Origin of the sequence: Actinomadura sp. GTD37, assembly GCF_041951365.1 — a bacterium.
In the GTDB taxonomy this organism is placed as follows: Bacteria; Actinomycetota; Actinomycetes; order Streptosporangiales; family Streptosporangiaceae; genus Spirillospora.
Map to the genome: position 1 here is coordinate 162,454 of NZ_JBGNUS010000005.1, position 25,155 is coordinate 187,608.

The window sequence follows — 25,155 nt, forward strand, 5'->3', positions numbered from 1 at the left end:
GCGCTCACCTCCCGTAGGCGTCGCGGATGACGCGCTTGAGGATCTTGCCGTTGCTGTTCTTCGGCAGCTCGTCCACGGCCTGCCACACCTTGGGCGTCTTGTAGCCGGCGAGGCGCTCGCGGACGGCGGCCTCCAGCGCGCCGAAGTCGAGGTCGCGGCCGGGGCGGGGGACGACGAACGCGCCGACCGTCTCGCCCCACTTCTCGTCCGGCAGCCCGACGACGGCGACCTCGGCGACGCCGTCGCAGCCGATCAGGACGCCCTCGATCTCCCGCGGGTAGATGTTCGCCGCGCCGGAGATGATCATGTCCTTCTTGCGGTCGACGATGGTGATGAAGCCCTCCTCGTCGCGGACGGCGACGTCCCCGGCCGACAGGTAGCCGTCCGGCCTGATCGCGGCGGCGGTGGCCCCGGGGTCGTCCAGGTAGCCGATCATGTTGTACGGCGAGCGGCCGAACAGCTCGCCCGGCTCGCCCGGACCGACCTCGCGGCCGTCGTCGTCGAGCAGCCGCACGTCGGTCATGAACCAGGGGTGCCCGACCGATCCGGCCTTGCGCAGCGCGTCGGCGGGACGCAGGTCCGTCACGACGCCCCCCTCCGTGGACCCGTACAGCTCGTGCACGCCGACGTGCGGGAACGTCTCGACGACCCACTCCTTGAGCGGGACCGGCAGCGCGGCCGCGTTGAAGTAGAGGGTCTCCAGGCTGGACAGGTCCCATTTGCGCGGCGACTGCTCCATGACCTGGCGCAGCGTCAGCGCGTGCGTCGGCACCAGGAAGATCGTCTGCAGCCGGTCGCGCTCGATCATGTCGAGGAGGCGCTCGGGGTCCCAGCGGGGCAGCATGGACGTCCGGCCGCCCATGAACGGGCCCGCGTAGGCGAAGCAGAACCCGGCGCCGAGCGCCATCGGCGCGACCGCGGCGGTGCGCTTGCCGGGGCCGAGCCCGTAGTCGACCGCGCAGCCGAACATGGTGAGCACGCGGGAGCGGTGGGTGAGGAGCGCGCCCTTGGGAAGGCCGGTCGTGCCGGAGGTGTACTGGACGCAGAACGGGTCGGTCTCGCTGACCTGGACGCGCGGGTCGACCGCCCGCGCGCCGGCGAGCGCCTTCTCGTAGGGGCGCCCCCAGTCGCGGGAGCCGATGGCGAGCGCGAGCGGCAGGTCCTCGACCAGGCCGGGGACGCTCGCCTCGAACGCCGCGTCGGCGACCAGCCCGGACGCGCCCGACCGGGTGATCAGCGACCCGTGCTCGGCGGCGGTGCCGCGCGGGTTGAGCGGGACCATGGCGACGCCGGCCTTCGCGGCGCCCGCCGCGACCTCCACGTACTCCAGCTGGTTCCCGAGCAGGACGGCGACGCGGTCGCCGGCGCCGAACCCGGCGTCCAGCAGCAGGGCGGCGACACGGTTGCTCCGGTCGTCCAGCTCGGCGAAGGTGAGCCGCCGGTCCCCGTCGACGAGGGCGGTGGCGCCCGGCGAGCTGCGCGCGAACTCGCGGATTCCGCTGGCGATGTTCATCTGTGCCATGGCTGCCGTCTCTTTCCATGCCTGTGCCGAACTCGGTCCGTCGTCTGATCTTTGTTCCGACGGTGGTCAGGTGCGTACAATCTTGCTCGGTTCCGGGGTCGGCAGGCTAGATCCTCTATATGTCAGATTTATTTCGCCGCGGCCCGTCCGGCGGTGGCCAGCGTGCGCCGGGCCAGCCGGATCACGGCCGCGTCGATCAGCCGCCCCTCGGCGTCCAGCACGACGCCCGAACCGGCCGCGGCGGCCGCCTCGAACCTCGCCAGGACGTCCTCGGCCCCCGCGATCTGCCGCGCGGACGGCGTGAACGCCGCGTGGACGACCGGTATCTGCGCCGGGTGGATGCACGCCCGCCCCACGAAGCCCTGCCGCCGGACCCGTTCGGTGGACTCCGCGAGCGCCGCCGGGTCGGCGGTGACCGCCGACACCGGGCCGACCGGCGGGTGGAGGCCGGCGTCGGCGCTGGCGAGCACGGTCATGCTCCGCGCGAACAGCAGCTCCGTCTCGTCCGGCCCCGGATCGATCCCGGTGTCGGCGGCGAGGTCGACCTCGCCGATCTGGAGCCGGTGGACCCGGGGCGCGCGGGCGATGCCCCGGACGTCCAGGACCGCCCCCGCGGTCTCCAGCAGCGGCATCAGCAGGGTCGTCGTGTCGCCCAGGCCGGACAGCAGCCCGGCGACCGCCGCGACGTGCTCCGCGTCCCCGGCCTTGGCGAGGACGAGCCCGGTCAGCGCGGGCAGCCCGGCGAGCGCCCGCACGTCCGCGTCCCCGGCCGCGCCGCCGTTGACCCGGACCCACAGCTCGGCGCCGCCGGGGTCCGGGACCGAGCGCAGCCAGTCGGCGACCGCGCGGCGCGCCGCGTCCTTGCCGCCCGGCGGCACCGCGTCCTCCAGGTCGGCGATCAGCGCGTCGGCGCCGCGCGTCGGCGCCTTGCCGAGCTTGTCCGGGGCGTTCCCCGGGACGTACAGGTAGCTGCGCGGCAGCCGGCCGGGGGCGGTCACCGCACGACCGTCTCGCCGCGCAGCAGGGACTTCGCCACGACCGTCCGCAGGACGTCGTTCGTGCCCTCCCCGATGCTCATCAGGATCGCGTCGCGGTAGAGCCGCTCGACCTCGTACTCGGTGGAGTAGCCGTACCCGCCATGGATCTTCATGGCGTCGATCGCGGCCTGCAGCGCGACCTCCGAGCAGAAGATCTTCGCCATCCCGGTCTGCCCGTCGGCGCGGCCCCGGCGGACCGCGTCCGCCGCGAAGTAGGCCATCAGCCGCGCCGCCTGCAACTGGGTCGCCACGGTCGCGAGCTGGAGCTGGACGGCCTGGAAGTCGCCGATCGGCTGCCCGAACGCCCTGCGCTGGCCGGCGTAGGCGAGCGCCTCGTCGTGGGCGCGCTGGGCGATGCCGACCGACCGCGCGGCGATGTTGACCCGGCCCCACTCCAGGGCCGACAGCGCGTGCTGCATGCCCTTGCCCTCGACGCCGCCGAGCAGGTTCTCCCGCGGCACCCGCACGCCGTCCAGGACGATCTCGCAGGACTCGGTGCCCTTGTAGCCGAGCTTCGGGATGTCCTTGGTGATCTCGTAGCCGTCCGAGCCCGCGTCCACGAGCAGGATGCTCATGCCCTTGTGCGCCGGGGAGGCGGACGGGTCGGTCTTCACCAGCACGGGCAGCGGGTCGGCGTGCCGCGCGTTGGTGATCCACATCTTGGTGCCGCGGACGACGTAGTGGTCGCCCTCCAGCCGGGCCGTGGTGCGGATGCCCTGGAGGTCGGTGCCCGCGTCCGGCTCGGTGAGGCCGATGCCGGTGCGGCGCTCGCCCGTCGCCAGGCCGGGCAGGTACCTGCGCTTCTGCTCCTCGGTGCCGCGCATCGCGATCATGCGGCAGGCCAGCGAGTGGCTGCCGAGGATGCCCGCGATGCCCATCCAGCCGCGCGCGATCTCCTCGAAGACCAGCGCGAACGACACGGGGTCGAGGTCGAGGCCGCCGTACTCCTCCGGGACGGTGATCCCGAACAGCCCCATGTCCCGCATGCCCTGGACGATCTCGGTGGGGTAGCGGCCGGAGTGCTCCCAGTCCCGCGCCACCGGGATGATCTCCCGGTCCACGAAGTCGCGCAGCACCGCGCGGAACTCGCGCTGTTCCTCATTGAGCTGGAAATCCACTTAGCTGCCTTTCTCGGTTCCGCGGGACGCGGGCATGTCCGGGACGACCACCGGGCCTGAGACGAACGCCGTGTCCGGGACGAACACGGGGAGGGCGCGCCCGTCGTCGAGGTCGGCCCAGGCGACCCTGACCGGGTCGTCGATGCGCCAGCCGTCCGGTTCCCGCTCCTGGAGGCGCGTGAGGAGGACGGCCCCCTCGGCCAGGCGGACGCGGGCGATGACGTAGGGGACGGCGAGGTCCGGTCGCGGGGCGCGGTGGACGACGGTGAAGGAGTCGACGACGCCCCGGCCTTCGGACGCGGCCCAGTCCAGTTCGTCCGCCCCGCAGTGGACGCAGAGCGCGCGCGGCGGATGCTGCACCAGGGCGCAGCTCGGGCACGTCTGGAGCACGAGCCGGTGCTCCTCGGTGGCCTCCCACCAGGGGGCCGTGACCTCGTCCGGTGCCGGGACGTCGTGCGCGAAGCCGTCGGAGCCGGTCATCGGTCCACCCCCAGCACCACCGTGGCGTGCGTCGACAGGATCCCGCCCGTGCCGTGCGCGACCGCGAGCCGCGCGTCCGGGACCTGCCGGTCCCCCGCGTCGCCGCGCAGCTGCGCCACCGCCTCGACCAGCAGGAGGACGCCGAACTGGCCGGGATGGCAGTAGGACAGCCCGCCGCCCGAGGTGTTGAGCGGGAAGTCGCCGCCGGGCCTGATCCGGCCGCCGGCGATCCAGTCGAGGGCCTCGCCCCGCCCGCAGAAGCCGAGCGCCTCCAGCGTCAGCGCGACCGTGATCGTGAACGAGTCGTACACCTGGACGACGTCGATGTCCGCCGGCGTCACCCCGGCCCGCTCGAACGCGTCGGCGCCGGAGCCGGCCGCGCCCGTGACGGTCAGGTCGGGGACGGCGGTCATCGAGGCGTTGGTCGTCCGCTCCCCGTACCCGAGCACCTCGACGGGCGTGCGGCGCAGGTCGCGGGCCCGCTCCAGGGACGTCAGGACGACCGCGCCGCCGCCGTCGGTGACCAGGCAGCAGTCCAGCGCGGTGAGCGGGCTGGAGATCATCGCCGAACCGAGCACGTCGGCCGCGGTGAGCGGGCCCTTCCCGTAGCGGAACGCGGCGGGGTTCAGCAGGGCCCATTCCCGTGCCGCGACCGCGATCTCGGCGAGCCGCTCGCGCGTCCCGCCGTAGGCGTGCAGGTACCGCTGCGCCGCCATCGCGTAGTACGACAGCGGGTACAGCGGCCCGTACGGCGTCTCGAACTGCGCCTCGGGCGTGTGGTCCTCGACCACCCCGCCGAGCGAGCGCGACCGGGCCGACCGCTGGTTGGACGCGAAGCTGATCACGACCGTCTCGGCCTGCCCCGCCTGGATGGCCTGGGTCGCGCGGGCGACGAACATCTCGAACGCGGAGCCGCCCGCGTAGGTCGAGTCCGTCCACCGGGGCCGGATGCCGAAGTAGTCGGCGAGCTGCGTCGCCGAGAACCGCGACACGCCGGTCGTGGCGATGCCGTCGACGTCGCGCAGGGTGAGGCCGGCGTCGTCCAGCGCCCGCTTGACCGCCTGCGCCTGGAGCCCGAGGACCGACCGGTTCGTCACCCCGAGGTCGCACTCGGCGGCGCCCGCGATCGCGACGCCCGTGCTCACCGCTCCCCCGCGCGCGCGGCCCCGGAGCCGGGGCCGTCGGCCGTGCCGAGCAGGACGCGGGCGCGGGCCGGCGCCACGGCGACGCGGTCGGCCGCGCCGTCCTCGCCGACCACGACCACCCGGAGGTCGAGGTCAAGGAACCCGTCCCCGGCCGCGGCGACCGTCCCCTCGCAGCGGACGGTCTCCTCGGCGAACACCAGCGCCCTGAAGCTGAACTCCAGCTCGCGGACGAAGCACCGCGGCCCGAGCCAGTCCTGGATCTGCTCGACCAGCAGCGCGCCGAACACCTGGCCGTCGACGACCAGGCCGGGCAGCTTCGACGCCTTCGCGAACTCGGTGTCGTAGTGCAGCCGGTACCAGTCCCAGGTGGCCCCGGCGTAGGCGATCATGTCCGGGAGCCCGATCCGGCGCTCCAGCGGCGGGACGGCCCCGCCCGCCTCGTGCGTCGCGTGCGCGGCGGTCATGCGCCCGCCTCCAGAGATACGAAAATGACGGTCTCCTCGTTCTCCGCGAGCGTCTCCCCGTCCTGCTGGGTGTAGGTCGCCCGCGACGTGATGATCAGCATCTCCGCGCCCGCCCGGTTCGTCTTGCCGGCCACGTCGGTGATCTCCCAGGTGGCGGTGACGACGTCGGACGGCAGGATGCGGCGGTGGAAGACGTAGCGGTTGCCGCCGCGCACCTTGCGGGTGCCGGGGATCTCGATGCCCCAGTTGTGGCCCGCGTCGCCGTCCGGCCCGATCGGCAGGTTCGCGTACTGGTTGGTCTCGCAGATCAGGGTGGGCGGCGCGGTCACGTCGGCGAGCCCCTGCTCCCGCGCGTACGCGGGGTCGGAGTAGAGCGGGTTGCGGTCGCCGACGGCCAGGCCGAAGTAGCGGCCGGCGGCGGCGCCCAGCGGCTCGGGCGCGGTGTAGACCTTCGTCCGGCCGACGAGCGCGCGGATCTCCTCGGTGAGCAGCGTCATGACGCGTCCCCCGCGGTCGTGTTGGTCGTGGCCGTGGTCGGGGCGCCCTCCGGGTACAAGGCGGTCGGGAAGACCTCCAGGAGGAACTCGGGGCGGAGCAGCCCCTTGCAGATCGCCCCCGTCGACGCGGGCCAGGGCGGCGACAGCAGCCGTTCCCGGACGGGCGCGACCGCGCGGTAGTCGCGCAGCGCCGACTCGACGCAGAACTCGATGGTCGACAGCAGGTCCGCCGGGCCGAGGCCCGCGTACTCCAGCAGGTGGAGGACGGCTCCGTAGGTCGCCTCGGCCTGGGCCCCGATGTCGCCGGGGTGCAGCGCCTCCTGCGTCTCCATGTCGAGCGCGGCGAACCCGGACATGAACAGCGTCCGGCCCGCCCGCACGCCCGGCGCGTAGGTGAGCGTGTCGTAGCGGGACCAGCCCGGGTTGACGAGTTCGAGGGGGTGCCGGGACGCGGTGACGTCGATCGCGACGAGCGCCTCGGGATGGTGCAGCCGGCTCATCAGGATGCCGCCCGCGCCCGGGTGCACGCCCGCCCCGCCGAGGCGCTCCTTCCGGACGCGGTGGGTCTTGCGGTACATGTCGCGGCTGGCCGGCGTCGAGTAGTCGTAGGTGGTCACCGCGTTGTCGAGGGAGAGGCCCGCCTTGCGCAGCAGCACGTCCGCGCGGTCGAGGCAGTAGGCGTACTGCCCGACGAAGTCGCCCGGGGCGACGACGCCGCCCGACTCGTCCACCGGCACCATGGTCGGCAGGTGCACGGTGCCGTCGTAGCCCTCGCGGACGGGTGACGGCGCCCAGGTTCCGGCCTCGCGCCGCTCGCTCGCCGCGAGCAGTTCGGCGCCGCCGCCCCGCACGGCGTGCATCTCGATCTCCAGCAGCGCGGCGGAGCGGACGAGGCGCTCCACGACGACCGTCGTCACCGTGGGCTCGTGCGCGCCGAAGACCTCCGCGCGGACCCCGGCCGCCGCCGCGTAGTCGGCGAGCCCGGCGACCGTGACGTTCTCCGTGACGTGCACGACGTCGTCGGGCCCGTACCCGGCGGCCTCGATGATCGTCATGACCTTCCGGTAGGCGGTGCGCGCCTGCTCGGCCATCGTCCCCGACACGGTCATCTTCCCGACCGCGTCGTCGTGCGCGGCGGAGGTGTGCCCGGACGACCACGCCCCGCCGTCCTCGGACAGGCCGAGGCAGAACGTGAACCCCTCGTAGGGGAACCACGGGAACGCGGCGGGCTTGATCGCTTGCAGTGTCATCCGTTCTCCTGCTGGGTGAGCCGGGCGAGCCCGGCGGCGGCCCGCATGACCGCGGCGGCGTCCGGCTGCGCGCCGAGCGTCTCGACGGCGCGCGCGAACGCCTCCGCGTCCGCGGCCGGGACGCCGGCGTTGCCGGTGAACTTGGCGAGCAGCGCCGCGCGGCCGAGCGGGAAGTCTCCGCCGCCCTCGCTGCGCGGCACCGAACCGGTCACCTCGCGGCCGTCGCCGAGCGTGATCGTGACGTGGCCGGGCGCGTCGGCGGCGACGCCGGGGCCGCCGGCGACGTCCCAGCGGACGCGGGCGGCCAGCCGGGTCACCTCGGGACGGGCGATCGAGGCCGGGTCGAAGGTCTCCAGGGTCAGCGCCCCGTCGGTGATCAGTGCCGCGACCGTCCAGGGCAGCGAGAACTTCGCCGCGTACGGGCTCGCGGGACGGGTCAGGTCGCGGGAGTCGTCGCAGACGACGGGCGCCGAGTCCGGGTGGACGCGGGCGCGCACGCCGGCGACGTCGCCGGGGCCGAACCGCTCGCGCGCCATCGCGTCCAGGACCGCGCCGATCGTGGCGTGCGACAGCTGGCACGCCGCGTACGGCTTGATCCCGATCCGGGTGGTCTCCCACCGCTCGCCGAGGCCGGCCACGATGGACGCGGGGTCGGCCGGGTGCGCGGAGAGCGCGTCGAACACGCCGTGCGGGCCGTCGAAGACGGTCTCCGGGCCGGTCGCGCCCGCCGCCGCCAGCCGCGCCGCGATGATCCCGGACTGGGAGGCGAACCCGGGGTGCAGCTGCTTGGTCGACGCCCCGGTGCCGAGGAACGCCAGCAGGCCGCCCGCCTGGCTGCCCGCGATGCCGAGCGCGTTCGCCGCCCGCCCGGCGTCCAGGCCGAGGAGGCGCGCGCCGATCAGGGCGGCGGAGAAGACCCCGGCGACCATCGTCGCGTGCAGGCCGCGCGCGTGGAAGCCGTGCGGCGCGGCGGCGGCGACCCGGCACGCCGTCTCGTAGCCGGCGACCGCCGCGGTGAGGATCTCCCGCCCGGACGCGCCGGTCTGCTGCCCGACGGCGAACGCGGCGGGCAGCACGACCGCGGTCGCGTGCACGAGCCCGCCCGCGTGCGTGTCGTCGAAGTCGAGGGCGTGCACGAGCGTGCCGTTCGCGAGCGCGGCGGCGGGCGCGGACAGCAGCTCGCCGGTGCCGAGCACCGCCGCCTCCGGCGGCCCGCCGAGCCCGCGCGCCACCTCGACCGCGGGCCCGGCCGCGCCGGTCCGCAGGGCGCCGAGCGCGGTGCCGAAGCCGTCCAGCAGGTGCCGGGTCGCGGCGGCGGCGACGTCGTCCGGCACCCGGTCGAGGGCCAGCGCCCAGCCGGCCAGCTCCCGTGCGATCATCGCGACGCCGCCTCCGCCTCGCCCGCCGCGGTCTCGGCGGGCTCGGCGGCGTCGCCGAACGCTCCCCCGGCCCGCAGTTCTTCCAGTGTGGTGTCGTCGTATCCGGCGATTTGGCGGGTGACCAGGTCGAAGTCTTCGTTGCGGAGGGGGGCGCGGCGGTACTGGGATGGTTGGGTTCCGACGCGGACGGGTGAGGCGAGTTGCTCGACGGTGCCGAAGCGGGGGTGTTCGGTGGTGATGCGGAGTCCGCGTGCTCGGGTGTGGTCTTCGTGCATGGCCTGTTCGACGTTGTTGATGGGGCCGCAGGGGATGGACGCCGCGTACAACTCGGTGAGCCAGGCGTCGACGGTGCGTTGCGCGAAGATGTCCTCCAGCAGCGGCAGCAGGGTGTCTTTGTTGGCGGCGCGGTCGGCGAAGGTGCCGTATCCGGAGTCGGGGCGGGCCCACTCGGGGTGGCCGACGACGGTGGCGAGCCTGGTCCAGAACTTCTCCTTGGCGCAGCCGACGATGAACCAGCCGTCGGCGGCCTGGAACGCCTGGAACGGCACCAGGGAGGGGTGGGCGGAGTGGCGGGTGCGGGCGGGGGAGAACCCGGCGTTGAGGTGCCACACCGCGGGGTAGGTCAGCAGCCCGATCGCGGTGTCGTAGAGGCTGACGTCGCAGTCCATCCCGGTGCCGTCGCGGCGCGCGGCGTGCAGCCCGGCCAGCAGCGAGATCGCCGCGACGAACCCGCCGGAGTAGTCGACCAGCGACAGCCCCGACTTGGTGGGCGGACCGCCGGGCTCCCCGGTCAGGTCCATCCAGCCCGCCAGCCCCTGCAGCACGTAGTCGTAGCCCGGCTCCGCGCTGCGCGGCCCGGTCATCCCGAACCCGGTCAGCGAGCAGCACACGATCGCCGGGTTCAGATGCTTCAGAGCGTCGTAGGTGATACCGATCTTGGCCGGCACATCACCCCGCAGATTGGAGTACACCACGTCCGACACCCTCACCAGGTCCTCGAACACCCGCCGCCCCGCGTCCGTCGACAGGTCCAGGGACAGACTGCGCTTGTTCCGGTTGAACGTCTCGAAGAACAACGAGTCCTCACCCTCCCCATAAGGCGGGACGTACCGGCCCACATCACCCCCCGACCGCGGCTCCTCGATCTTGATCACCTCCGCACCCAGATCCGCCAGATGCACACTCCCGAACGGACCGGCCCCGTACTGCTCCACAGCGATGATGCGGACATCCTCCAACGGCTTCACGAAGCACTCCCGGTGAGGTCGGGCAGCAGCGCCAGGAGCTCGTCCTGGGCCGCGCGGGTCTCGGCGGCGGTGAGGCCGTGGGTGGGCGGGCTGAGCTTCACCGAGTCGGCGAGCCCCGCGTAGCCCGCGATGCGCGCGGCGACGTCGTCGCGCCCGCCGGCCACCGTGAGCGCGTCGATCATTTCGGTGGAGACGGTCTCGGCGAGGTGCTCGGCGCCGGTGCCGTTGCGGAACGCGGCGACGACGGCCTGCTGCTGCTCGGCCAGCCCGTGGAAGGCGAAGAAGTCGGCGTAGGTGCGGACGCTGGCGTAGAAGCCGACGAGCCCGGACACGCGGCGCAGCGCGGTGGCGCGGTCGCCCGCGACCGAGCAGCAGGCGGACACGACGACGTCGACGTCCTCGCGCCTCCTGCCCTCGGCGCCGGCGATCCCGGCCTCCAGCTCGGGCAGGACCCGCTCGGCGAGGTACCGGGGCGAGCACAGCTCGTGGCCGATCCAGCCGTCGCCGATCGCCCCGGCGAGGCGCGTCATGGCCGGGCCCATCGCGGCGATGTAGACCGGGATGTCCGTCCGGTGGACGCCGAAGGGGCGCTGGTAGCCGCGGATCCGCATCGGCTCCTCCTCGCCCGGGAGGTCGATCGGCTCGCCGGTCGTGCAGGACGCCCAGAACCGCCGGACGTCGCGGACGGTCTCGCGCATGTGCCGGACGGGCTTGCCGAACGGGACGTTGTGCCAGTCCTCGTTGAGCCGCTGGACGCCCGTGCCGAGGCCGAGGACGAACCGCCCGCCGGACAGCTCGTCCAGGTCCAGGGCCTCCAGCGCCGTGGTCATGGGGCTGCGGGTGAACGCGAGCGCGATCCCGGTGCCGACGCGGGCGCGCTCGGTCGCGGCGGCGAGCGCGGCGGCGGCGACGGTGGCGCTGCGGTGCAGCTCGGGGACCCAGACGGCCTCGGCGCCCGCCGCCTCCGCGCGGCGCGCCGCGTCCGCCACCTCGGCGAGCGTCTCGCCCCAGGGGGCGAAGGTGATCCTCATGCGCGCTCCGCCTCGGCTTCGAGGCTCAGCGGCGTCTTCGCCTCCGGGAACAGGTCGTTCAGCGGCTCGGCGCCCTTCCGGTAGACGTAGAAGGTGCGCCGGAAGGTGCAGACCTCGTCGCCGTCCTGGTTGAGGGTGCGGGTGCGGATGGTGACGATGCCGGCGTGCGGGCGGCTCGACGACTCGCGCTTGTCCAGCACGAGCGACTCGCTGAACAGCGTGTCGCCGGCGAAGACGGGGTTGGGCAGCCTGATGTCCTCCCAGCCGAGGTTGGCGAACGCGTTCTGGGTGGTGTCGATGACGCTCTGCCCGACCGCGATCGCGACGGTCAGCGTGGACACGACCAGCGGCCGGCCGAACTCCGACTTCGCGGCGTACTCGCCGTTGAAGTGCATCTGGTTCGTGTTCATCGTCAGGAGCGTGAACCAGGTGTTGTCGCTCTCGGTGACCGTGCGCCCGAGGGGGTGCCGGTAGACGTCGCCCACCTGGAAGTCCTCGTAGAACCGTCCGTTCCACCCGTCCTTGAGCGTCATGGCCGCCCTCTCGCATCGCACTGGTCGGTTAAAGTCAGACGTATAGATCGTAGGGTACGGCAGGCTTCCTTGTCCAAGCCCTGCGCCCATCCGGATCTCCCCGCCATCAGGGTCGTACCTGCACTTTCCTCCCATTCGATCACGGCCGCTACGCTCGCCGGAAGGTGCTCTTCACCGAAACATCAGAGGTATCTGGTGCGGCCACCTGCCGGATGGCGTGCCGCAAGCGCGTGCGACGCCGCGTCCCGGACGATCACGACCGGCGCCCGCGCCCGGCGGACGCGGCCGCCCGGCGCGCGCGGACGGCGCCGGCGCCGCCGGGGCGCGCCGGACTCGGCCGCGGCGTCGCCCGCCTGATCGCGACCGGCTCCGCTTCTATATAAGTCAGATTTTTAGCCGAGACGCGCCATATTGGCATGCTCGGCGGTCGCTGGATCGGCGCTTGACGCGCAGGCGGAGGCTCCGGATACGCTGCGGACGCTGAAACATCAGATATATCGCTGGGGCGGCGTTCTGGCCGCCCGGAGGGGCGGGCGGACGTGCCGACGCTGGAGACCATGAGCCTTGAGGTGACCGGCCGGGTGGCGCGCGTCACCTTCACCCGCCCGGAGGCGCTGAACAGCCTGACCCTGCGCGCGCTCGACGACCTGGAGGCCGCGATCGACGCGGCGGAGGCCGACCCCGGCGTCCGCGTCCTGGTCCTCGGCGGGACGGGCCGGGCCTTCTGCGTGGGGCTCGACCTCGCGCTCCTGGACGAGGCGTTCGCCGACGCGGCCGTGTGGGAGCGGATCGCCCGCCGGCTCGCGGCGCTCACCCTGCGGCTGGAGCGGCTGCCGATGCCGGTGATCGCCGCGGCCAACGGGCTGGCCCGGGCCGGCGGGTTCGAGCTGCTGCTGGCCTGCGACCTGGTGCTGATCGCGGACTCGGCGCGGATCGCCGACGCGCACGCCGAGTTCGGCGTCGTCCCGGCGGGCGGGTCGACGGCGCGGCTGCCGCGGATCGTCGGCCGGCAGCGGGCCAGGGAGATCTTCCTCACCGGCCGGTGGATCCCCGCCGCCGAGGCGGTCGAGCTCGGCATCGCGCTCAGGGCCGTCCCCGCCGGGGAGCTGGCCGCCGCCGCGGACGAGCTGGCCGCCGCGCTCGCCCGGAACTCGCGCGCCTGCATGGCCGCGATGAAGCGGCAGCTCGCCGCGGCCGACGGACTGCCCGTCGCGGACGCGGTCGGCCCGGAGATCGCGGAGTTCGTCGCGCACGTCACGCCGCCGGACTCCGACGGGCAGGAGGGCTTCCGCGCCTACCGGGAGAACCGCCCGCCCTCCTGGGCCTGACGGCCGTCAGGCCTCGCGGTAGGCGCCCCGGATGAACCGCAGGTGGTCGCGCATCGCCGCGCTGGCGGCCGCGCCGTCGCCCGTCTCCAGCAGCCCGGTGATCTCCGCGTGCTGGTCGTCGACCCGCGACCAGAACTCGGCGGGCGAGTCGGTGTTCAGGAACCGCGTCCGCAGGACGTGGAAGACCGGCTGGGTCATCATCGTGAGGAGGCCGTTGCCGGTCGCCTCCATGATGATCCCGTGGAAGTGGCGGTGCTCCTGGAACTTCATGTTCCGGCCCCGGGAGCGCTTCTCGCGGTCCATCACCGCGCGCAGCCCGTCGAGGTGCCGCTGCTCGCGCCGCTCCGCCGCGACGGCGGTGGCGGGCACCTCCAGCATCTCGCGGGCCTCCAGGATGGCCGCCAGCGGAAGCGCGTCCGAGCCCGACATCAGCCCGATCCCGGCCTCCAGGAAGTCGCTGATCTGGCCCGGCTCGATGTGCGAGACGAACGTGCCGCCGGTGGTGCCGCGGACCGTCCTGACCAGCCCCTGGGAGGCGAGGACGCGCAGCGCCTCGCGGACCGTGCTGCGGCTGACCCCGAAGTTGCCGCCGATCTCGCCCTCCGGCGGCAGGCGGTCGCCCGGGGCGAGCGAGCCGTCCAGGATCAGGTCGCGCAGCTGGTCGGCGACCTGCTGGTAGGCCGGGCGCAGCCGGCTGACCGGCAGTGCCGTCGCGGCCCCGGCGCCGGAGCGGCCGGAGGTGTTGCCTTTGGTGCTGGACACGTCGTCGTCCCCCTGGTCGGGCCTCAGTGCTGCTGGATGTCGAGTCGGGAACTCCGCGCCACCGGGACTCACAGCCTGTCGAGCATACATCAGACAACATGCGCTCCCGGGTGGCGCCGGTCCGGCGGCGCTCTCGCGCGCGCCGGGCCTCCCGACCATCCCGCAGGCTGCGCGAGATGGGGCGAAACATACGTCGGACACTCCCTGGTACCGGCGCTCGCCAGGTCCGTGACGGCGGTGGACTCGTCGCCCAACGCCCGCTCCGGTACGCTTGAACACCGATACCGCAATACATCAGACTTAAAGCCATCAAGCGTTCGGCGGCAGTGCTGGGGGTCGGGTAAGTGTTCGACGGCATCGACATCGTGGTCCTTCCGGTGGCCGACACCGGACCCCTGCGCGAGCTGTACGCGGACGCGATGGGCTTCGAGGTCGTCGAGCGGGGGCCCGTCCGCGACCCCTCGCTCTGGTCGCGCCTGTGGGGCCTGCCGCTGCCGCCCGCCGAGTCGGTGCTGCTGGGCAAGCCGGGCAGCGAGGGCGGATGGATCCGGCTCGTCGGCGTGCCCGGCCTGCCCGCCCCGGACGCCGCCGGCGCCCCCGACCGTCCCGGCGCCTACGCGCTGGACTTCTACCTGCGCGATCCCGCCGCCACCGAGGACGCCGCCGGGAAGCGCGGTTGGACGTTCGTCGCCGACCCCGTCGACTACCTCCTCCCCGGCACCCGCCACCCGGTCAGGGAGCGCATGCTCGACCAGACCCGCTCGGGGCTGCGGCACGCGTTCGTCCAGTACCGGGAGGGCCGGACGCGGTGCGTCCTCGGCGAGCGGCCGGAGGCCGACGTCAGCGAGGTCGCCGCCGCCGTGTTCGCCACCGGCGACCTCCCCGGCGCGCGGGCGTTCGTCACGGACGTCCTCGGCGGCCGCGTCTACTTCTCCGGCCGCTTCGCCGGACCGGCCGTCGAGCGGCTGCTCGGACTGGCCCCGGGCGAGGGTTTCGACGCCGTCATCGCGCGCGGCCCGGCGTCCCGGAACGCCCGCCTGGAGTTCATCGGGCACCTCGCGCCGCGCGGTCCGCGGCCGCCGCACGCGTACCCGCGGGCCGTCGCGGGCTGCGCGGTGGACGATCTCGACGCCCTCGCCGCCCGCCTCGCGACCGGCGCGCACGGCGCGTCCACGGGCGTCGTCGAGACGGCGGAGGGCCGCCGGCTCGGCCTGGCCTCCCGCTACGGCGCCCGCTTCCTCTTCTGGCAGCGCTGACTCCTCTGGCGGAGCCGGCGCCGGGGGCCGGCCGGTCACGGCAGCCCGCGGCCGCTAGCGCCCATGGGACGCGAAGGTGGTCATGGCGCCGAGCAGCGCGTCGTCCCGGCCGGGCGCGGCGACCCATTGCAGGCCGATCGGGAGGCCGCGGCCGTCCGCGCCGAGCGGCTGCGTCCCGCACGGGAGGGCGGCCAGGTTCGCCAGGGCGTTGTAGCGCAGGTGCGCCTCCGCCATGGGCACCTCCGTCCCGCCGACCGGGACCGTTCCGTCCCCGACGGCGTCCGCGCGGGGCGCGACGCACGGCATGGTCGGCATCGCGAGGAGGTCGACGCCGGACAGCGCGGCCAGCGCCTCACCGCGCAGGACGCGCCGCACCCGCTGGGCGCGCACGTACGCTCCGGCGGGGAGCCCGGCGGCGAGGTCGAGCATCGCGCGCACGTCCGCGCCGAACAGCTCATCGCCGGACGCGCGCCGCTCCCGGTGGTAGTCGAGGCACTCCGCGAGGATGATCGCCATGCCCGCGGTCACGGCCGCCCAGCCGTGCGGGATCGCGACCTCCACGACCTCGCCGCCCAGGTCGCGGACGGCGGCGAAGGCGCGCTCGACCGCCGCGCCGACGTCGGGGTCGATGGGCTCGTCCAGCGTCCCCGCGGGCACGCCGACCCGGAGGCCCGCGAACCCGGACGGACGGGCGCCGCCGCCGTCCGGGGCGATGACGCCGAGGGCCGCCGCGAAGCCCGCGAGGTCTCCGGGCGTCGCGGCGATCAGCCCGACCCGGTCCAGGGACCACGCGAGCGGCAGCACGCCGTCGCCGGGCAGCCGTCCGGGCGAGGGGACGAGACCGGCGGTCCCGCAGTACGCGGACGGGATCCGCACCGACCCGCCGGTGTCGCTGCCGAGGGCGAGCGGCACGTGCCCGGCGGCGACCGCCGCCGCCGACCCGCCGGACGAGCCGCCCGGGATCCGCGCGGGGTCGTGCGGGTTGCGGGTCGGCGGCGTGGTGCCGCCGAACGCGTACTCGTGCGTGGTGGTCTTGCCGACGACGACCGCGCCGGCCCGCCGGAGCAGCGCCACGCAGCCCGCGTCGGCCGCCGGGACCCGCTCCCGGCCGGGGCCGGAGAGGTGCCGGGAACCGCCGCCGGTCGGGAGCCCGGCCACGTCGATGAGGTCCTTCACCCCGACCGGGACGCCGCGCAGCGGCCGCCCGTCCGGCTCCCGCCGCGCCTGGGCGCGGGCCCCTTCGGCGTCCACCAGCGCCCAGGCCCGGATCTCGCCGTCGGTGGCGGCGATCCGCTGCAGCGCCTCCTCGACGCGGTCACCCGGTCCGGGCCCGCCGCCGGCGGGGACGGGCAGCCCGGTGGCGGCGGGCGGATCGCCCTGGAAGAGCGCGCCCGGCAGGCCCGCGTCGTCCAGCGGGATGCGGTAGAGCCGCTCCAGGCCGGCGTGCAGGGGGCCGTCCGACAGCGGCGCCCCCGCCGGCGCGCCCATCAGGCCCCCAGGTAGGCGGACCGGACGACGTCGTCGTGGGTCAGCTCCTCGATGCTGCCCTCGACCACGACCGCGCCCTGCCGCAGCAGGTAGCCGCGGTCGGCCAGCTCGAAGGCCAGCGGCGCGTTCTGCTCGATGAGCAGGATCGACAGCCCGCCCTCGCGCAGCGCCGCGAGCGCGTCGAACACCTCGCCGGTGATCTTCGGGGAGAGGCCCATGGACGGCTCGTCCAGGATCAGGACGTCCGGCTCGGCCATCAGCGCGCGGCCCACCGCGACCATCTGCTGCTCGCCGCCGGACATCGTCGAGGTCTGCTGCCCGGCGCGCTTGCGCAGCACCGGGAACAGGTCCATGACCTTCTCCAGGCGCTCCTCGACGACCGCCTTCGGCACCTTCCCGCGGTAGCAGCCGAGTTCCAGGTTCGTCCGGACGGTCTGCTCCACGAACAGGTGCCGGCCCTCCAGGACGCTGCCGATGCCGCGGGCTACGGCCTCGTGCGGGCGCCTGGGCAGCGGCTCGCCGTCCACCAGCAGCGCCCCCTCGGCCGGGCGGTACAGCCCGCCCGCGACGCGCGCCAGCGTCGTCTTCCCGGCGCCGTTCGGCCCGATCACGCAGACCGCCTCGCCCCGGCCGACGTGCAGGTCCACGCCCCGCAGCGCGCTGATCGCCCCGTACCGGTAGACGACGCCGCGCGCTTCGAGCAGCGGCCGGTCCCGCTCCTGCGGCCGAGCCTGCGCCATCAGTCCTCCTCGCCCGTGGAAACGGTGGCGCCGACGTCCGGCGCCCGGTGGTGCCCGCCGCCCAGGTATGCCTCCAGGACGGCCGGGTCCGCGGTGACCTCCGCGGGCGTGCCGCGCGCGATCACCTTGCCGAAGTCGAGCACCGTGCAGGCCCCGCAGACGGCGTGCACGAGGTCCATGTGGTGCTCGACGAGGATCACCGTGACCCCGGCGTCGCGCATCTCGCGCAGCATGTCCGCGAGGTCGTGGCGCTCCTGCGGGCTGAGGCCGGCGGCGGGCTCGTCCAGCAGGACGACCGCCGGGTCGGCCACCAGCACGCGGGCGAGCTCCACCCGCCGCTGCAGCCCGTACGACAGCGCCGCGGCCGGCTCGTCCGCGAGCCCGTCCAGCGACAGCCGGGCGAGGACGTCCTCGACCCGCTCCCCGGCCCGCGCCGGGCCGGCCGTGGTCCGCGCCGCGATCGCCATGTTCTGCCGGACCGACATGCTGGAGAACAGCCGGACGGTCTGGAACGTCCGGACGAGGCGCGCGCGCCGCACCAGCCGGTGGCTCGGCCAGCGGGTGACGTCCTCGCCGCCGACCAGCACCGCGCCGCTCGACGGGCGCTGCAGGCCGCTCAGGATGTTCAGCAGCGTCGTCTTGCCCGCGCCGTTCGGGCCGATGATCCCGTGGATCTCGCCCTTGGCGACGGCGAAGCTCACGTCCGAGACCGCCGTCAGCCCGCCGAAGCGGCGGGTGACCCCGCGCGCCTCCGCCGTTCCCGGCGTCCTCATTCCGGCACCTCCGTGATCACTGCCCCGGTTCGCGGCCGCCGCGACAGCCGGGCCGGGAGCGAGCGGGCGACCCTGCCGAGCCCCGCGAGCCCGTCCGGGAGCAGGGCCATGAACGCGATGACGATGACGCCGAGGACGGTCAGCGCCCACGAGCCGCCGCCGGGCACCTCCGAGATCAGCCAGGTCACGAGCGCCGCGCCGAGCACCGCGCCGTAGATGTTGCCGAGGCCGCCGAGGATCACCATGACGAACAGCTGCAGCGAGACCGCCGTCGAGAACAGCGACGGGTCGATGGCCGTCTGCAGCGGGGCGTTGACGCCGCCCGCGAGCGCGCCGATCCCGGCGGAGATCGCGAACACCTGCACCTTGCGCGCGGTGATGTTCACTCCGACCGACCGCGCGGCGACCTCGTCGTCCCGGATCGCCGCCAGCTCCCGTCCCAGCCGGGCCGACAGCAGCAGGCGCGACCCGAGCAGCACCAGGACCAGCGTGGCCGCGACCAGCAGGTACTGGTCGCGCGGGTCGAGCAGCCGGTGCCCGAGGATCTCCGGGAACGGGATGGGCGCGTACCCGTTGGCGCCGCCGAGCGGGCCCGGCAGCATCAGGAGCGCGTGGACGGCGGTGCCGACCGCGAGCGTCGCCATCGCCAGGTAGTGGCCGCGCAGCCGCAGCGCGATGTAGCCGACCAGCACGCCGACGACCAGCGCCAGCACGACGCCGAGGACCAGCGCGGGCAGGAACGCCATCTTCCGGTCGAGCATCAGGTAGGCGGTGCCGTACGCGCCGATGGCCATGAACCCCGCCTGGCCGAGCGCGAGCTGGCCCGCGCCGCCGATGGTCAGGGTCAGGCCGACCGAGGCGATGGCCGCGACGCCGATGTTCACGCCGAGGGCGAGGTCGGTCGCGCCCGGGTTCGTGAACGCGAAGCCGATGAGGATCACGGCCGCCACGACGGTCGGGCCCAGGTGCCGCCCGGCCCGGACGGCGAAGGCCCGGCCCGGCCCCGCCTTGCCGGGCCCCGCTTCGTCGGGCACTGCCTTGCCGGGCGCTGCCTTCTCGGGCACTGCCTTGTCGGGCACTGCCTTGCCGGGCCCTGCTTCGTCCGGCGTCGCTTTGTCCGGGGCTGCTTTGTCGGGCGCTGCTTCGTCAGGCAAGGCGCTGCCTCCTCAGGCCGAACAGGCCGTTCGGCATCACTAGCAGGATGATGATCAGAGCGAGCAGCACGATCGGGTCGACGTAGCTGTTCGGGATCATCGCGGCCAGCTCGCTCTCGAACACGCCGAGCAGCACCGCGCCCGCGAGGACGCCCCGGGTGCTGGCGAGGCCGCCGAGCACCGCGCCGGTGAAGCCCTTCAGCGTCAGCGCCGTGCCGAGCGAGCCGCCGGCGAGGGTGATCGGCGCGACCAGCACGCCCGCGAGCGCGGCGAGCCCGAACGCCAGCGCGAACGCGATGGCGCGCATCCGCGAGACGTTGATGCCGACCGCGGTGGCGGCGAGCGGGTCGGTCGCCGCGGCGACCATGCCGCGGCCGGTGCGGGACCGGCCGAGCAGCAGCGCCAGCCCGATCCCGACGGCGAGGACGACCGCCCAGATCAGCAGGTCCTGGTAGCCGATCCGCAGCTCGCCGAGCTCGACCGCGCCGCCGTGCACGGGCGGGAACGGCTTGCCGTCCGGGCCCCAGACGAGCTGGCCGCCGTTGGCGAACACCAGCGTGATCCCGACGGTCGCCGCGATCGCGGCGATGGGGCCGTTGCCCTGCGTCGGCAGGATCACGATCGCGTCGTAGGCGAGGCCGAGGACGATCCCCGCGGCCAGCACGATCAGCGCGACGAGCAGGATCGTGGACAGCCCCCGGTCGACCAGGGTGAGGCCGATCAGGCCACCGATGATCACCTTGTCGCCCTGGGCGAAGTCGATGACCCCCGTCATCTTGAAGACGAGGTGGAAGCCCAGGGCCACCAGCGCGTAGATGGCGCCGAGCGTGAGACCGGAGACGAGAAGGTCGATGATGCGCACGGGCGGGTTCCTTCTAGGGGGACGGCGGCCGGGCCGGTGCGGGACCGGCCGCCGTCATCTGCTGCGGGAGGGGATCAACCCTGGTCCGGGGCCGCGTACTCGCCGTTCTTGAAGGTGACCGGCTTGAATGCGTCGGCGTTGGGGCCGCCGCGGTACTTGTCGGTGTAGGCGAGCGTGCCGACGATGCTCCGGTAGTTCAGCGACTCGATGGCCTTGGAGATGTCGTCGCCCTTGTAGGAGGCGGCCTTCTCGATGCCCGCGGCGGCGAGCTTCACCGCGACGTAGGCGTAGGCGCCGAGCACGGTGGCCTCGTCGCCGAACTTGGCGCGGTAGGCGTCGAGGAACTTCTTGGTCTCGGGCTCGGGGGCGCCGTAGTTGACCGCCGTCAGCGAGACGACCTTGTCGGCCGCGGGGCCCGCGGTCTCCGGGATGAAGTCGGCGGAGTAGGTGAGGTCGCCGATGATGTGTCCCGTGTAGCCCGTCGCGCCGACGCTCTTCAGCACGAGGGCGTCGCTGGAGCCGCCCGCGCCGTACAGGAAGATCGCGTCGGGCTTCTTGCCGGCCGCCTTGCCCGCCTGGGCGGTGAAGTCGAACTTGCCCGGGTCGAAGCCCTCGGAGTTGACGATCGAGATCCCGGCGGCCTTGGCGGCGTTGGAGACGTCGGTGTCGCCCGCCTGCCCGTACGGGTTGTTCGCCCAGATGATCGCCGCGTTCTTGACGCCCTTGGACTTGGCGTACGCGACCATGGCCTCGGAGTTCGCCTTGCCCGGCAGCGGCGTCTGGAAGACGTGCTCGGTGCCGTTGGCGACGTCGGGCTGCGCGACCAGCAGGATCTGCGTGACGCCGTACTGGTCGGCGAGCGGCGCCACGGCCTTGGCGTTCGCGGAGATGCCGGGGCCGATCACGATCGGCACCTTGGTGTCGGTGGCGAGCTTCTTGAACCCGGCGGTGGTCAGGTTCACCGAGCCCTGGTCGTCCACCTCCGCCAGCTTGAGCTTGCGGCCCTTCACGCCGCCGGCCGCGTTGATCTCCTCGACGGCCAGTCGCATGCCCTTGGCCTCCTGCTGCCCGACCGCCCCGAGAGCGCCGGTCGTCGAGTTGAGGACGCCGATCGTGTAGGTGTCTCCGCTCGAAGCATCTGACGTATCCGAATCCGACGACCCGCAGGCCGTTGCGGACAGCGCCAAAGCGGTGAGGGCCGCGATGACCGCGTGGCCACGCATGGCTGCTCTCATGGTGTCTCCTCAATGATCGCCTTGGTCGGGCGAACCGGACACCTCCTGCCGGGGCAGGTGGTGAATACGTCAGAGTTTGCAGGACGAAGTCCAGCCAAGACAAGCCCCTGGCGGGCTTCGTTCCTGCTGAAGCGGGGTCGACCGAGTGCCTCGCGGTGGCCTAGGGTTCAATACGTCAGTCTTTTACACCCGAGTAACGGGGAGGCAATGTGGGTGCGGCACCCTCGGCGGCTGAGCTGGCGGAACTGCGCGCGAGCGTCCTGCGGACCTGCCGCGCGTTCGGGCACGAGTACTACGTCCGCGCGTCCGACGCGGGGGACAACGCGCGCGACCTGTGGCGCGCCCTCGGCGGCATCGGCGCCCTCGGGGCCGGCATCTCCGCGGAGCACGGCGGAGCGGGCGCGGGCGTCGAGGCGCTCGCCGCGGTCGCCGAGTCGGTCGCGCGGGCCGGCGTCCCGCTGATGCTCGTCGCGCTCTCCCCCGCCGTCTGCGCGACCATCATCGACGGGTTCGGCTCGCCGGCCCAGAAGGCCGAGTGGCTGCCGGGCCTCGCGGACGGCTCGCGGATCCTCGGCTTCGCCATCACCGAACCCGACGCGGGCTCCAACACCCACAACATCCGCATGCGCGCCCGCCGCGACGGCGGCGCGTGGGTGCTGTCCGGCCAGAAGTACTACGTCTCCCACGTGGACAACGCCGACGCGCTGCTCACCGTCGCCCGCGTCGACGACGGGCTGAAGGTCTTCATCGTCCCCACCGGCGCGCCCGGCCTGGCCAAGAGCCCCATCAAGGTCGAGATCCTGTCCCCCGAACGCCAGTACAGCGTCTTCTACGACGACGTCCGCGTGGACTCGTCCGCACTGGTGGGCCCCGACGCCGGCATGGCCGTCCTGCACGCGGGCCTCAACCCAGAACGCATCGTCAGCGCCGCCCTCCTGAACGGCATCGCCCGCTACGCGATCGACATCGCCGCCGCCTACGCGCGCGAGCGGACGGTCTGGGACGTCCCGATCGGCGCGCACCAGGCGGTCTCGCACCCCCTGGCGCGGGCCGAGACGGCGCTCACCGCGTCCCGGCTGCTGACCGAGTCCGCCGCACGCGCCTTCGACCGGGGCGAGCCCGGCGGCGTGGAGGCGGCGATGGCGAAGCTCACCGCCTCCGAGGCGGCCACCGCCGCCCTGGACGCCGCCATGCAGACGCTCGGCGGGAACGGCATGTCCCGCGAGTACGGCCTCGCCACGCTGCACGGCCTGGTCCGGCTCTTCCGGATCGCGCCGGTCAGCTCCGAGATGCTGCTGAACCACGTCGCGCACAAGCGCCTGGCGCTGCCCCGGTCGTACTGATGCGCGTCCGGCGGGAGGGGGCGCTGGTCAGGGCGACGCTGTCCCGTCCACCGGTGAACGCCCTGGACTCGGCCGCCTACCGGTGGCTCACCGAGACCTGCGCGGCCATGCGCCCGGACGAGTGCCTGCTGATCGACGCCACCGGGGACGTCTTCAGCGCCGGGCACGACCGCGGCGAACCGGCCGGCGGCGAGAGCCTCGCCGCCGGCGTCGCCGCGCTGGCCGCCGTCCTGCGCTGCCCGGCGCCCGTGGTGGTCGCGGCCCAGGGCCCGGCGATCGGCGCCGGGGCCCTGCTCCTCGCCGCCGCCGACGTCCCGGTCATCGCGTCCGGCGCCTGGCTGCGGCTCCCCGAACTCGACGTGGGCGTCACGGTCGGCCAGGCCGTCCTGCGCCGCCTCCTCCCGCCCGCCGTGGCGAGCCGCGCCCTGCTGACCTCCGAGCGGATCCCGGCCGAACGCATCGGCGCCGCCCTCGTCTGCCCGCCGGAAGAACTGGCCGGGGCCGCGGCGGACGCGGCGCACGCCGTGCTGCGCAAGTCCCCCGCCCTCGTCTCCCTGGCCCGCCGCACCTGGGGGGAACGGGAGGAGGCCGCCGCCGCCTACGAGGCCGAGCTGGCCGCCTTCCTGGCCGGGACGGGCGGTCAGGCGCGCCGCGGCGCGACCAGGCCGGATTCGTAGGCGTACACCACGAGCTGGGCGCGGTCCCTGGCGTGCAGCTTGGTCATCGCCCGGCTGACGTGCGTCTTCGCGGTGGTCGGGCTGATCACCATGTGGGCGGCGATCTCGTCGTTGGACAGCCCCCGGGCCACCAGCGCGGTGACCTCGCGCTCGCGGTTGGTCAGCACGCCGAGCGCGCCCGCGGCGGGCTCGGGGCGGCGGGCGACGTACTCGCCGATCAGGCGGCGGGTGATCGCGGGCGACAGCAGCGCGTCGCCGCGGGCCGCGACCCGGACGCCCTGCAGCAGGTCGGCGGGCTCGGTGTCCTTGACCATGAAGCCGCAGGCGCCGGCGCGCAGCGCGTTGAAGACGTACTCGTCGAGGCCGTAGTTGGTGAGGATCACGACGTGGACGCCGGCCAGCCGCTCGTCGGCGGCGATCAGCCGGGTCGCCTCGATGCCGTCCATCACCGGCATCTGGACGTCGACGAGGGCGACGTCGGGCCGGTGCTCGCGGACGAGCGCGACGCCCTGCTCGCCGTTCGCGGCCTCGGCCACCACCTCGATGTCGTCCTCGATCTCCAGCAGGGCGCGGAAGCCGCCGCGGATGAGGGCCTGGTCGTCCACGAGCACGACGCGGATCACGACGCCTCCCCCAGCGGGAGTTCGGCGCGGACGGTGAAGCCGCCCCCGGGGCGGGGCTCGGCCCGCAGCCGGCCGCCGAGCGCGGCGACGCGCTCGCGCATGCCGAGCAGGCCGGTGCCGGGCACGGGCGGCGCGTCCGGGTCGGCCTTGCCGTCGTCGTCGACCTGGACGACCAGCTCCCCGTCCGCGTAGTCGACGCTGACCGCCGCGGCCGCCCCGCCGGCGTGCCTGGAGACGTTGGTGAGCGCCTCCTGGACGATGCGGTACGCGGCCCGGTCCACCTCGTCCGGCAGGTCCCGGCGCGCACCGGAGATCGTCACCGTGGCCGGCAGCCCGGTGGAGCGGGCCCGCTCCACCAGGTCGCCGAGCCGGTCGAGGCCGCTGCCCGCGGCGTCGCCCGCGGAACCGGCGGAGCGGTCGGAGTCGCGCAGCACCTCCAGGGTGGCGCGCAGCTCGCGGATGGCGTCGCCGCTCGCCTCCTGGATGGCGAGCAGCGCCGGGGGCACGTCCTCGCCGCGCTTGCGCGCCACGTGCACGGCCACCCCGGCCTGGACCTTGATGATCGAGATGCTGTGCGTGAGCGAGTCGTGCAGCTCCCGCGCGATGCGCAGCCGCTCCTCGCCCGCGCGGCGCAGGGCCGCCTCCTCGCGGGTGCGCTCGGCCTCCTCGGCCCGCCGCTCGGCCTCCTCCAGGTACGCCTGGCGGTGCCGGGTCACCGTCGCCGCCCCCGAGGCCGCCACGAACCAGCCGAGCAGCAGCGAGGTGTTCTCCAGGTCCTCCAGCGCTCCGCCGGGGCCGGGCAGGTTCACCGCCAGATCGGCGCCGAGGAAGGCCGCGGCGGCCAGGGCCGGGGCCAGCCGGTGGCCGGCCTGGACCGCGACGAACACCGCCACCAGCACGGGGAAGACGGCCGACGGGCCCGGCTCGACGTGCAGCGTCACCGCGAGCATGCAGGCCGTGCTGACGAGCAGCGTCGCCAGGGGCGCCCGCTCCCGGAGGGTCAGCGCGAGGCAGGCGGCGAGGACGAGGACGAGGTCCGCCGCGCCCGCGCCCGGCGCGGCGAGCACGAAGACCGCCGGTAGCACGGCCACGACCACGGCGCGCAGGACGTCCTGGGCGAGCGGCCGCCACCTGCCGATAAGGGTCATCTGGGTAGATTAAGGCGTTCTTCTGGTCGAAGACCTCCGCCGGACGTCGCAATGCGCCACTAC

Annotated in this window: 25 protein-coding genes; 4 read left to right on the forward strand and 21 right to left on the reverse strand. The window is 74.2% G+C overall.

What is annotated here, in order from left to right:
- Positions 1-4 precede the first annotated feature (4 nt).
- From ACA511_RS25340 to ACA511_RS25395, 12 genes are all read right to left on the reverse strand, one after another.
- Positions 5-1,522, reverse strand: a complete 1,518-nt coding sequence (locus tag ACA511_RS25340) for a class I adenylate-forming enzyme family protein (RefSeq protein ID WP_375027091.1) — start codon at positions 1,520-1,522, stop codon at positions 5-7.
- A 128-nt stretch (positions 1,523-1,650) separates the two neighbouring features.
- Entirely contained in the window at positions 1,651-2,520 is an 870-nt protein-coding gene (locus ACA511_RS25345; RefSeq protein ID WP_375027092.1) for an HpcH/HpaI aldolase/citrate lyase family protein, read from the reverse strand.
- On the reverse strand, positions 2,517-3,677 hold the full coding sequence (locus ACA511_RS25350) for an acyl-CoA dehydrogenase family protein (protein WP_375027093.1): 1,161 nt from the start codon (positions 3,675-3,677) through the stop codon (positions 2,517-2,519). The genes ACA511_RS25345 and ACA511_RS25350 overlap by 4 nt, the downstream gene beginning before the upstream one ends.
- Positions 3,678-4,157, reverse strand: coding sequence for a Zn-ribbon domain-containing OB-fold protein (locus ACA511_RS25355; protein ID WP_375027094.1), 480 nt, complete (start codon positions 4,155-4,157; stop codon positions 3,678-3,680).
- On the reverse strand, positions 4,154-5,302 hold the full coding sequence (locus ACA511_RS25360) for an acetyl-CoA acetyltransferase (RefSeq protein WP_375027095.1): 1,149 nt from the start codon (positions 5,300-5,302) through the stop codon (positions 4,154-4,156). Before ACA511_RS25360 ends, ACA511_RS25355 begins: the two co-directional genes overlap by 4 nt.
- Positions 5,299-5,766, reverse strand: coding sequence for a MaoC/PaaZ C-terminal domain-containing protein (locus ACA511_RS25365; RefSeq protein ID WP_375027096.1), 468 nt, complete (start codon positions 5,764-5,766; stop codon positions 5,299-5,301). The genes ACA511_RS25360 and ACA511_RS25365 overlap by 4 nt, the downstream gene beginning before the upstream one ends.
- Positions 5,763-6,263, reverse strand: a complete 501-nt coding sequence (locus ACA511_RS25370) for a MaoC family dehydratase N-terminal domain-containing protein (protein ID WP_375027097.1) — start codon at positions 6,261-6,263, stop codon at positions 5,763-5,765. The genes ACA511_RS25365 and ACA511_RS25370 overlap by 4 nt, the downstream gene beginning before the upstream one ends.
- Positions 6,260-7,513, reverse strand: coding sequence for a RidA family protein (locus tag ACA511_RS25375; RefSeq protein ID WP_375027098.1), 1,254 nt, complete (start codon positions 7,511-7,513; stop codon positions 6,260-6,262). Before ACA511_RS25375 ends, ACA511_RS25370 begins: the two co-directional genes overlap by 4 nt.
- Complete coding sequence (locus ACA511_RS25380) at positions 7,510-8,892, reverse strand: MmgE/PrpD family protein (RefSeq protein ID WP_375027099.1); 1,383 nt, start codon at positions 8,890-8,892, stop codon at positions 7,510-7,512. Before ACA511_RS25380 ends, ACA511_RS25375 begins: the two co-directional genes overlap by 4 nt.
- Positions 8,889-10,139, reverse strand: coding sequence for a CaiB/BaiF CoA transferase family protein (locus ACA511_RS25385; protein WP_375027100.1), 1,251 nt, complete (start codon positions 10,137-10,139; stop codon positions 8,889-8,891). Before ACA511_RS25385 ends, ACA511_RS25380 begins: the two co-directional genes overlap by 4 nt.
- Complete coding sequence (locus tag ACA511_RS25390) at positions 10,136-11,170, reverse strand: LLM class flavin-dependent oxidoreductase (protein WP_375027101.1); 1,035 nt, start codon at positions 11,168-11,170, stop codon at positions 10,136-10,138. The genes ACA511_RS25385 and ACA511_RS25390 overlap by 4 nt, the downstream gene beginning before the upstream one ends.
- The gene (locus tag ACA511_RS25395; RefSeq protein ID WP_375027102.1) at positions 11,167-11,703 is read right to left on the reverse strand and encodes a MaoC family dehydratase; all 537 of its coding nucleotides are present in this window, start codon (positions 11,701-11,703) and stop codon (positions 11,167-11,169) included. Before ACA511_RS25395 ends, ACA511_RS25390 begins: the two co-directional genes overlap by 4 nt.
- Positions 11,704-12,260: 557 nt before the next feature.
- Here ACA511_RS25395 and ACA511_RS25400 point away from each other — a divergent pair.
- Positions 12,261-13,031: an enoyl-CoA hydratase/isomerase family protein gene (locus ACA511_RS25400; protein WP_375027103.1), complete on the forward strand. Its 771-nt coding sequence runs from the start codon at positions 12,261-12,263 to the stop codon at positions 13,029-13,031.
- 6 nt (positions 13,032-13,037) lie between these two features.
- Here ACA511_RS25400 and ACA511_RS25405 read toward each other — a convergent pair whose 3' ends face one another.
- The gene (locus ACA511_RS25405) at positions 13,038-13,793 is read right to left on the reverse strand and encodes a FadR/GntR family transcriptional regulator (RefSeq protein WP_375027104.1); all 756 of its coding nucleotides are present in this window, start codon (positions 13,791-13,793) and stop codon (positions 13,038-13,040) included.
- A 344-nt stretch (positions 13,794-14,137) separates the two neighbouring features.
- Here ACA511_RS25405 and ACA511_RS25410 point away from each other — a divergent pair, with 344 nt between their 5' ends.
- Positions 14,138-15,049 carry a hypothetical protein gene (locus ACA511_RS25410; RefSeq protein WP_375027105.1) on the forward strand — a complete coding sequence of 304 codons (912 nt, stop codon included), beginning with the start codon at positions 14,138-14,140 and terminating at the stop codon, positions 15,047-15,049.
- Between the two features lie 54 nt (positions 15,050-15,103).
- Here ACA511_RS25410 and ACA511_RS25415 read toward each other — a convergent pair whose 3' ends face one another.
- The 6 genes from ACA511_RS25415 to ACA511_RS25440 all read right to left on the reverse strand — a co-directional run bounded on the left by ACA511_RS25415 (position 15,104) and on the right by ACA511_RS25440 (position 21,301).
- Positions 15,104-16,537 (reverse strand): amidase, encoded by a 1,434-nt coding sequence (locus tag ACA511_RS25415; protein ID WP_375027106.1) that lies wholly within the window; start codon positions 16,535-16,537, stop codon positions 15,104-15,106.
- Positions 16,537-17,277, reverse strand: a complete 741-nt coding sequence (locus ACA511_RS25420) for an ABC transporter ATP-binding protein (protein WP_375027107.1) — start codon at positions 17,275-17,277, stop codon at positions 16,537-16,539. Before ACA511_RS25420 ends, ACA511_RS25415 begins: the two co-directional genes overlap by 1 nt.
- Complete coding sequence (locus ACA511_RS25425; RefSeq protein WP_375027108.1) at positions 17,277-18,050, reverse strand: ABC transporter ATP-binding protein; 774 nt, start codon at positions 18,048-18,050, stop codon at positions 17,277-17,279. Before ACA511_RS25425 ends, ACA511_RS25420 begins: the two co-directional genes overlap by 1 nt.
- Positions 18,047-19,204, reverse strand: a complete 1,158-nt coding sequence (locus ACA511_RS25430; protein WP_375027109.1) for a hypothetical protein — start codon at positions 19,202-19,204, stop codon at positions 18,047-18,049. The genes ACA511_RS25425 and ACA511_RS25430 overlap by 4 nt, the downstream gene beginning before the upstream one ends.
- Complete coding sequence (locus tag ACA511_RS25435; RefSeq protein ID WP_375027110.1) at positions 19,197-20,066, reverse strand: branched-chain amino acid ABC transporter permease; 870 nt, start codon at positions 20,064-20,066, stop codon at positions 19,197-19,199. The genes ACA511_RS25430 and ACA511_RS25435 overlap by 8 nt, the downstream gene beginning before the upstream one ends.
- 74 nt (positions 20,067-20,140) lie before the next feature.
- Positions 20,141-21,301: an ABC transporter substrate-binding protein gene (locus tag ACA511_RS25440; RefSeq protein WP_375027111.1), complete on the reverse strand. Its 1,161-nt coding sequence runs from the start codon at positions 21,299-21,301 to the stop codon at positions 20,141-20,143.
- A gap of 209 nt (positions 21,302-21,510) precedes the next feature.
- Here ACA511_RS25440 and ACA511_RS25445 point away from each other — a divergent pair, with 209 nt between their 5' ends.
- Both ACA511_RS25445 and ACA511_RS25450 read left to right on the forward strand, forming a co-directional pair.
- Positions 21,511-22,644, forward strand: a complete 1,134-nt coding sequence (locus ACA511_RS25445; protein ID WP_375027112.1) for an acyl-CoA dehydrogenase family protein — start codon at positions 21,511-21,513, stop codon at positions 22,642-22,644.
- Entirely contained in the window at positions 22,644-23,321 is a 678-nt protein-coding gene (locus tag ACA511_RS25450; protein ID WP_375027113.1) for an enoyl-CoA hydratase/isomerase family protein, read from the forward strand. The genes ACA511_RS25445 and ACA511_RS25450 overlap by 1 nt, the downstream gene beginning before the upstream one ends.
- Here ACA511_RS25450 and ACA511_RS25455 read toward each other — a convergent pair.
- Both ACA511_RS25455 and ACA511_RS25460 read right to left on the reverse strand, forming a co-directional pair.
- On the reverse strand, positions 23,285-23,944 hold the full coding sequence (locus ACA511_RS25455) for a response regulator (RefSeq protein WP_375027114.1): 660 nt from the start codon (positions 23,942-23,944) through the stop codon (positions 23,285-23,287). The genes ACA511_RS25450 and ACA511_RS25455 overlap by 37 nt on opposite strands.
- Complete coding sequence (locus tag ACA511_RS25460; protein WP_375027115.1) at positions 23,941-25,092, reverse strand: sensor histidine kinase; 1,152 nt, start codon at positions 25,090-25,092, stop codon at positions 23,941-23,943. Before ACA511_RS25460 ends, ACA511_RS25455 begins: the two co-directional genes overlap by 4 nt.
- Between the last annotated feature and the right edge of the window lie 63 nt (positions 25,093-25,155).

Bases quoted from the DNA above. Each gene is read 5' to 3' on its own strand.
- ACA511_RS25425 (WP_375027108.1), bottom strand. From the start codon at position 18,050: ATGAGGACGCCGGGAACGGCGGAGGCGCGCGGGGTCACCCGCCGCTTC.
- ACA511_RS25440 (WP_375027111.1), bottom strand. From the start codon at position 21,301: ATGAGAGCAGCCATGCGTGGCCACGCGGTCATCGCGGCCCTCACCGCT.
- ACA511_RS25460 (WP_375027115.1), bottom strand. From the start codon at position 25,092: ATGACCCTTATCGGCAGGTGGCGGCCGCTCGCCCAGGACGTCCTGCGC.
- ACA511_RS25400 (WP_375027103.1), top strand. From the start codon at position 12,261: ATGAGCCTTGAGGTGACCGGCCGGGTGGCGCGCGTCACCTTCACCCGC.
- ACA511_RS25420 (WP_375027107.1), bottom strand. From the start codon at position 17,277: ATGGCGCAGGCTCGGCCGCAGGAGCGGGACCGGCCGCTGCTCGAAGCG.
- ACA511_RS25450 (WP_375027113.1), top strand. From the start codon at position 22,644: ATGCGCGTCCGGCGGGAGGGGGCGCTGGTCAGGGCGACGCTGTCCCGT.
- ACA511_RS25390 (WP_375027101.1), bottom strand. From the start codon at position 11,170: ATGAGGATCACCTTCGCCCCCTGGGGCGAGACGCTCGCCGAGGTGGCG.
- ACA511_RS25355 (WP_375027094.1), bottom strand. From the start codon at position 4,157: ATGACCGGCTCCGACGGCTTCGCGCACGACGTCCCGGCACCGGACGAG.
- ACA511_RS25415 (WP_375027106.1), bottom strand. From the start codon at position 16,537: ATGGGCGCGCCGGCGGGGGCGCCGCTGTCGGACGGCCCCCTGCACGCC.
- ACA511_RS25365 (WP_375027096.1), bottom strand. From the start codon at position 5,766: ATGACCGCCGCGCACGCGACGCACGAGGCGGGCGGGGCCGTCCCGCCG.
- ACA511_RS25370 (WP_375027097.1), bottom strand. From the start codon at position 6,263: ATGACGCTGCTCACCGAGGAGATCCGCGCGCTCGTCGGCCGGACGAAG.
- ACA511_RS25375 (WP_375027098.1), bottom strand. From the start codon at position 7,513: ATGACACTGCAAGCGATCAAGCCCGCCGCGTTCCCGTGGTTCCCCTAC.
- ACA511_RS25380 (WP_375027099.1), bottom strand. From the start codon at position 8,892: ATGATCGCACGGGAGCTGGCCGGCTGGGCGCTGGCCCTCGACCGGGTG.
- ACA511_RS25395 (WP_375027102.1), bottom strand. From the start codon at position 11,703: ATGACGCTCAAGGACGGGTGGAACGGACGGTTCTACGAGGACTTCCAG.
- ACA511_RS25340 (WP_375027091.1), bottom strand. From the start codon at position 1,522: ATGGCACAGATGAACATCGCCAGCGGAATCCGCGAGTTCGCGCGCAGC.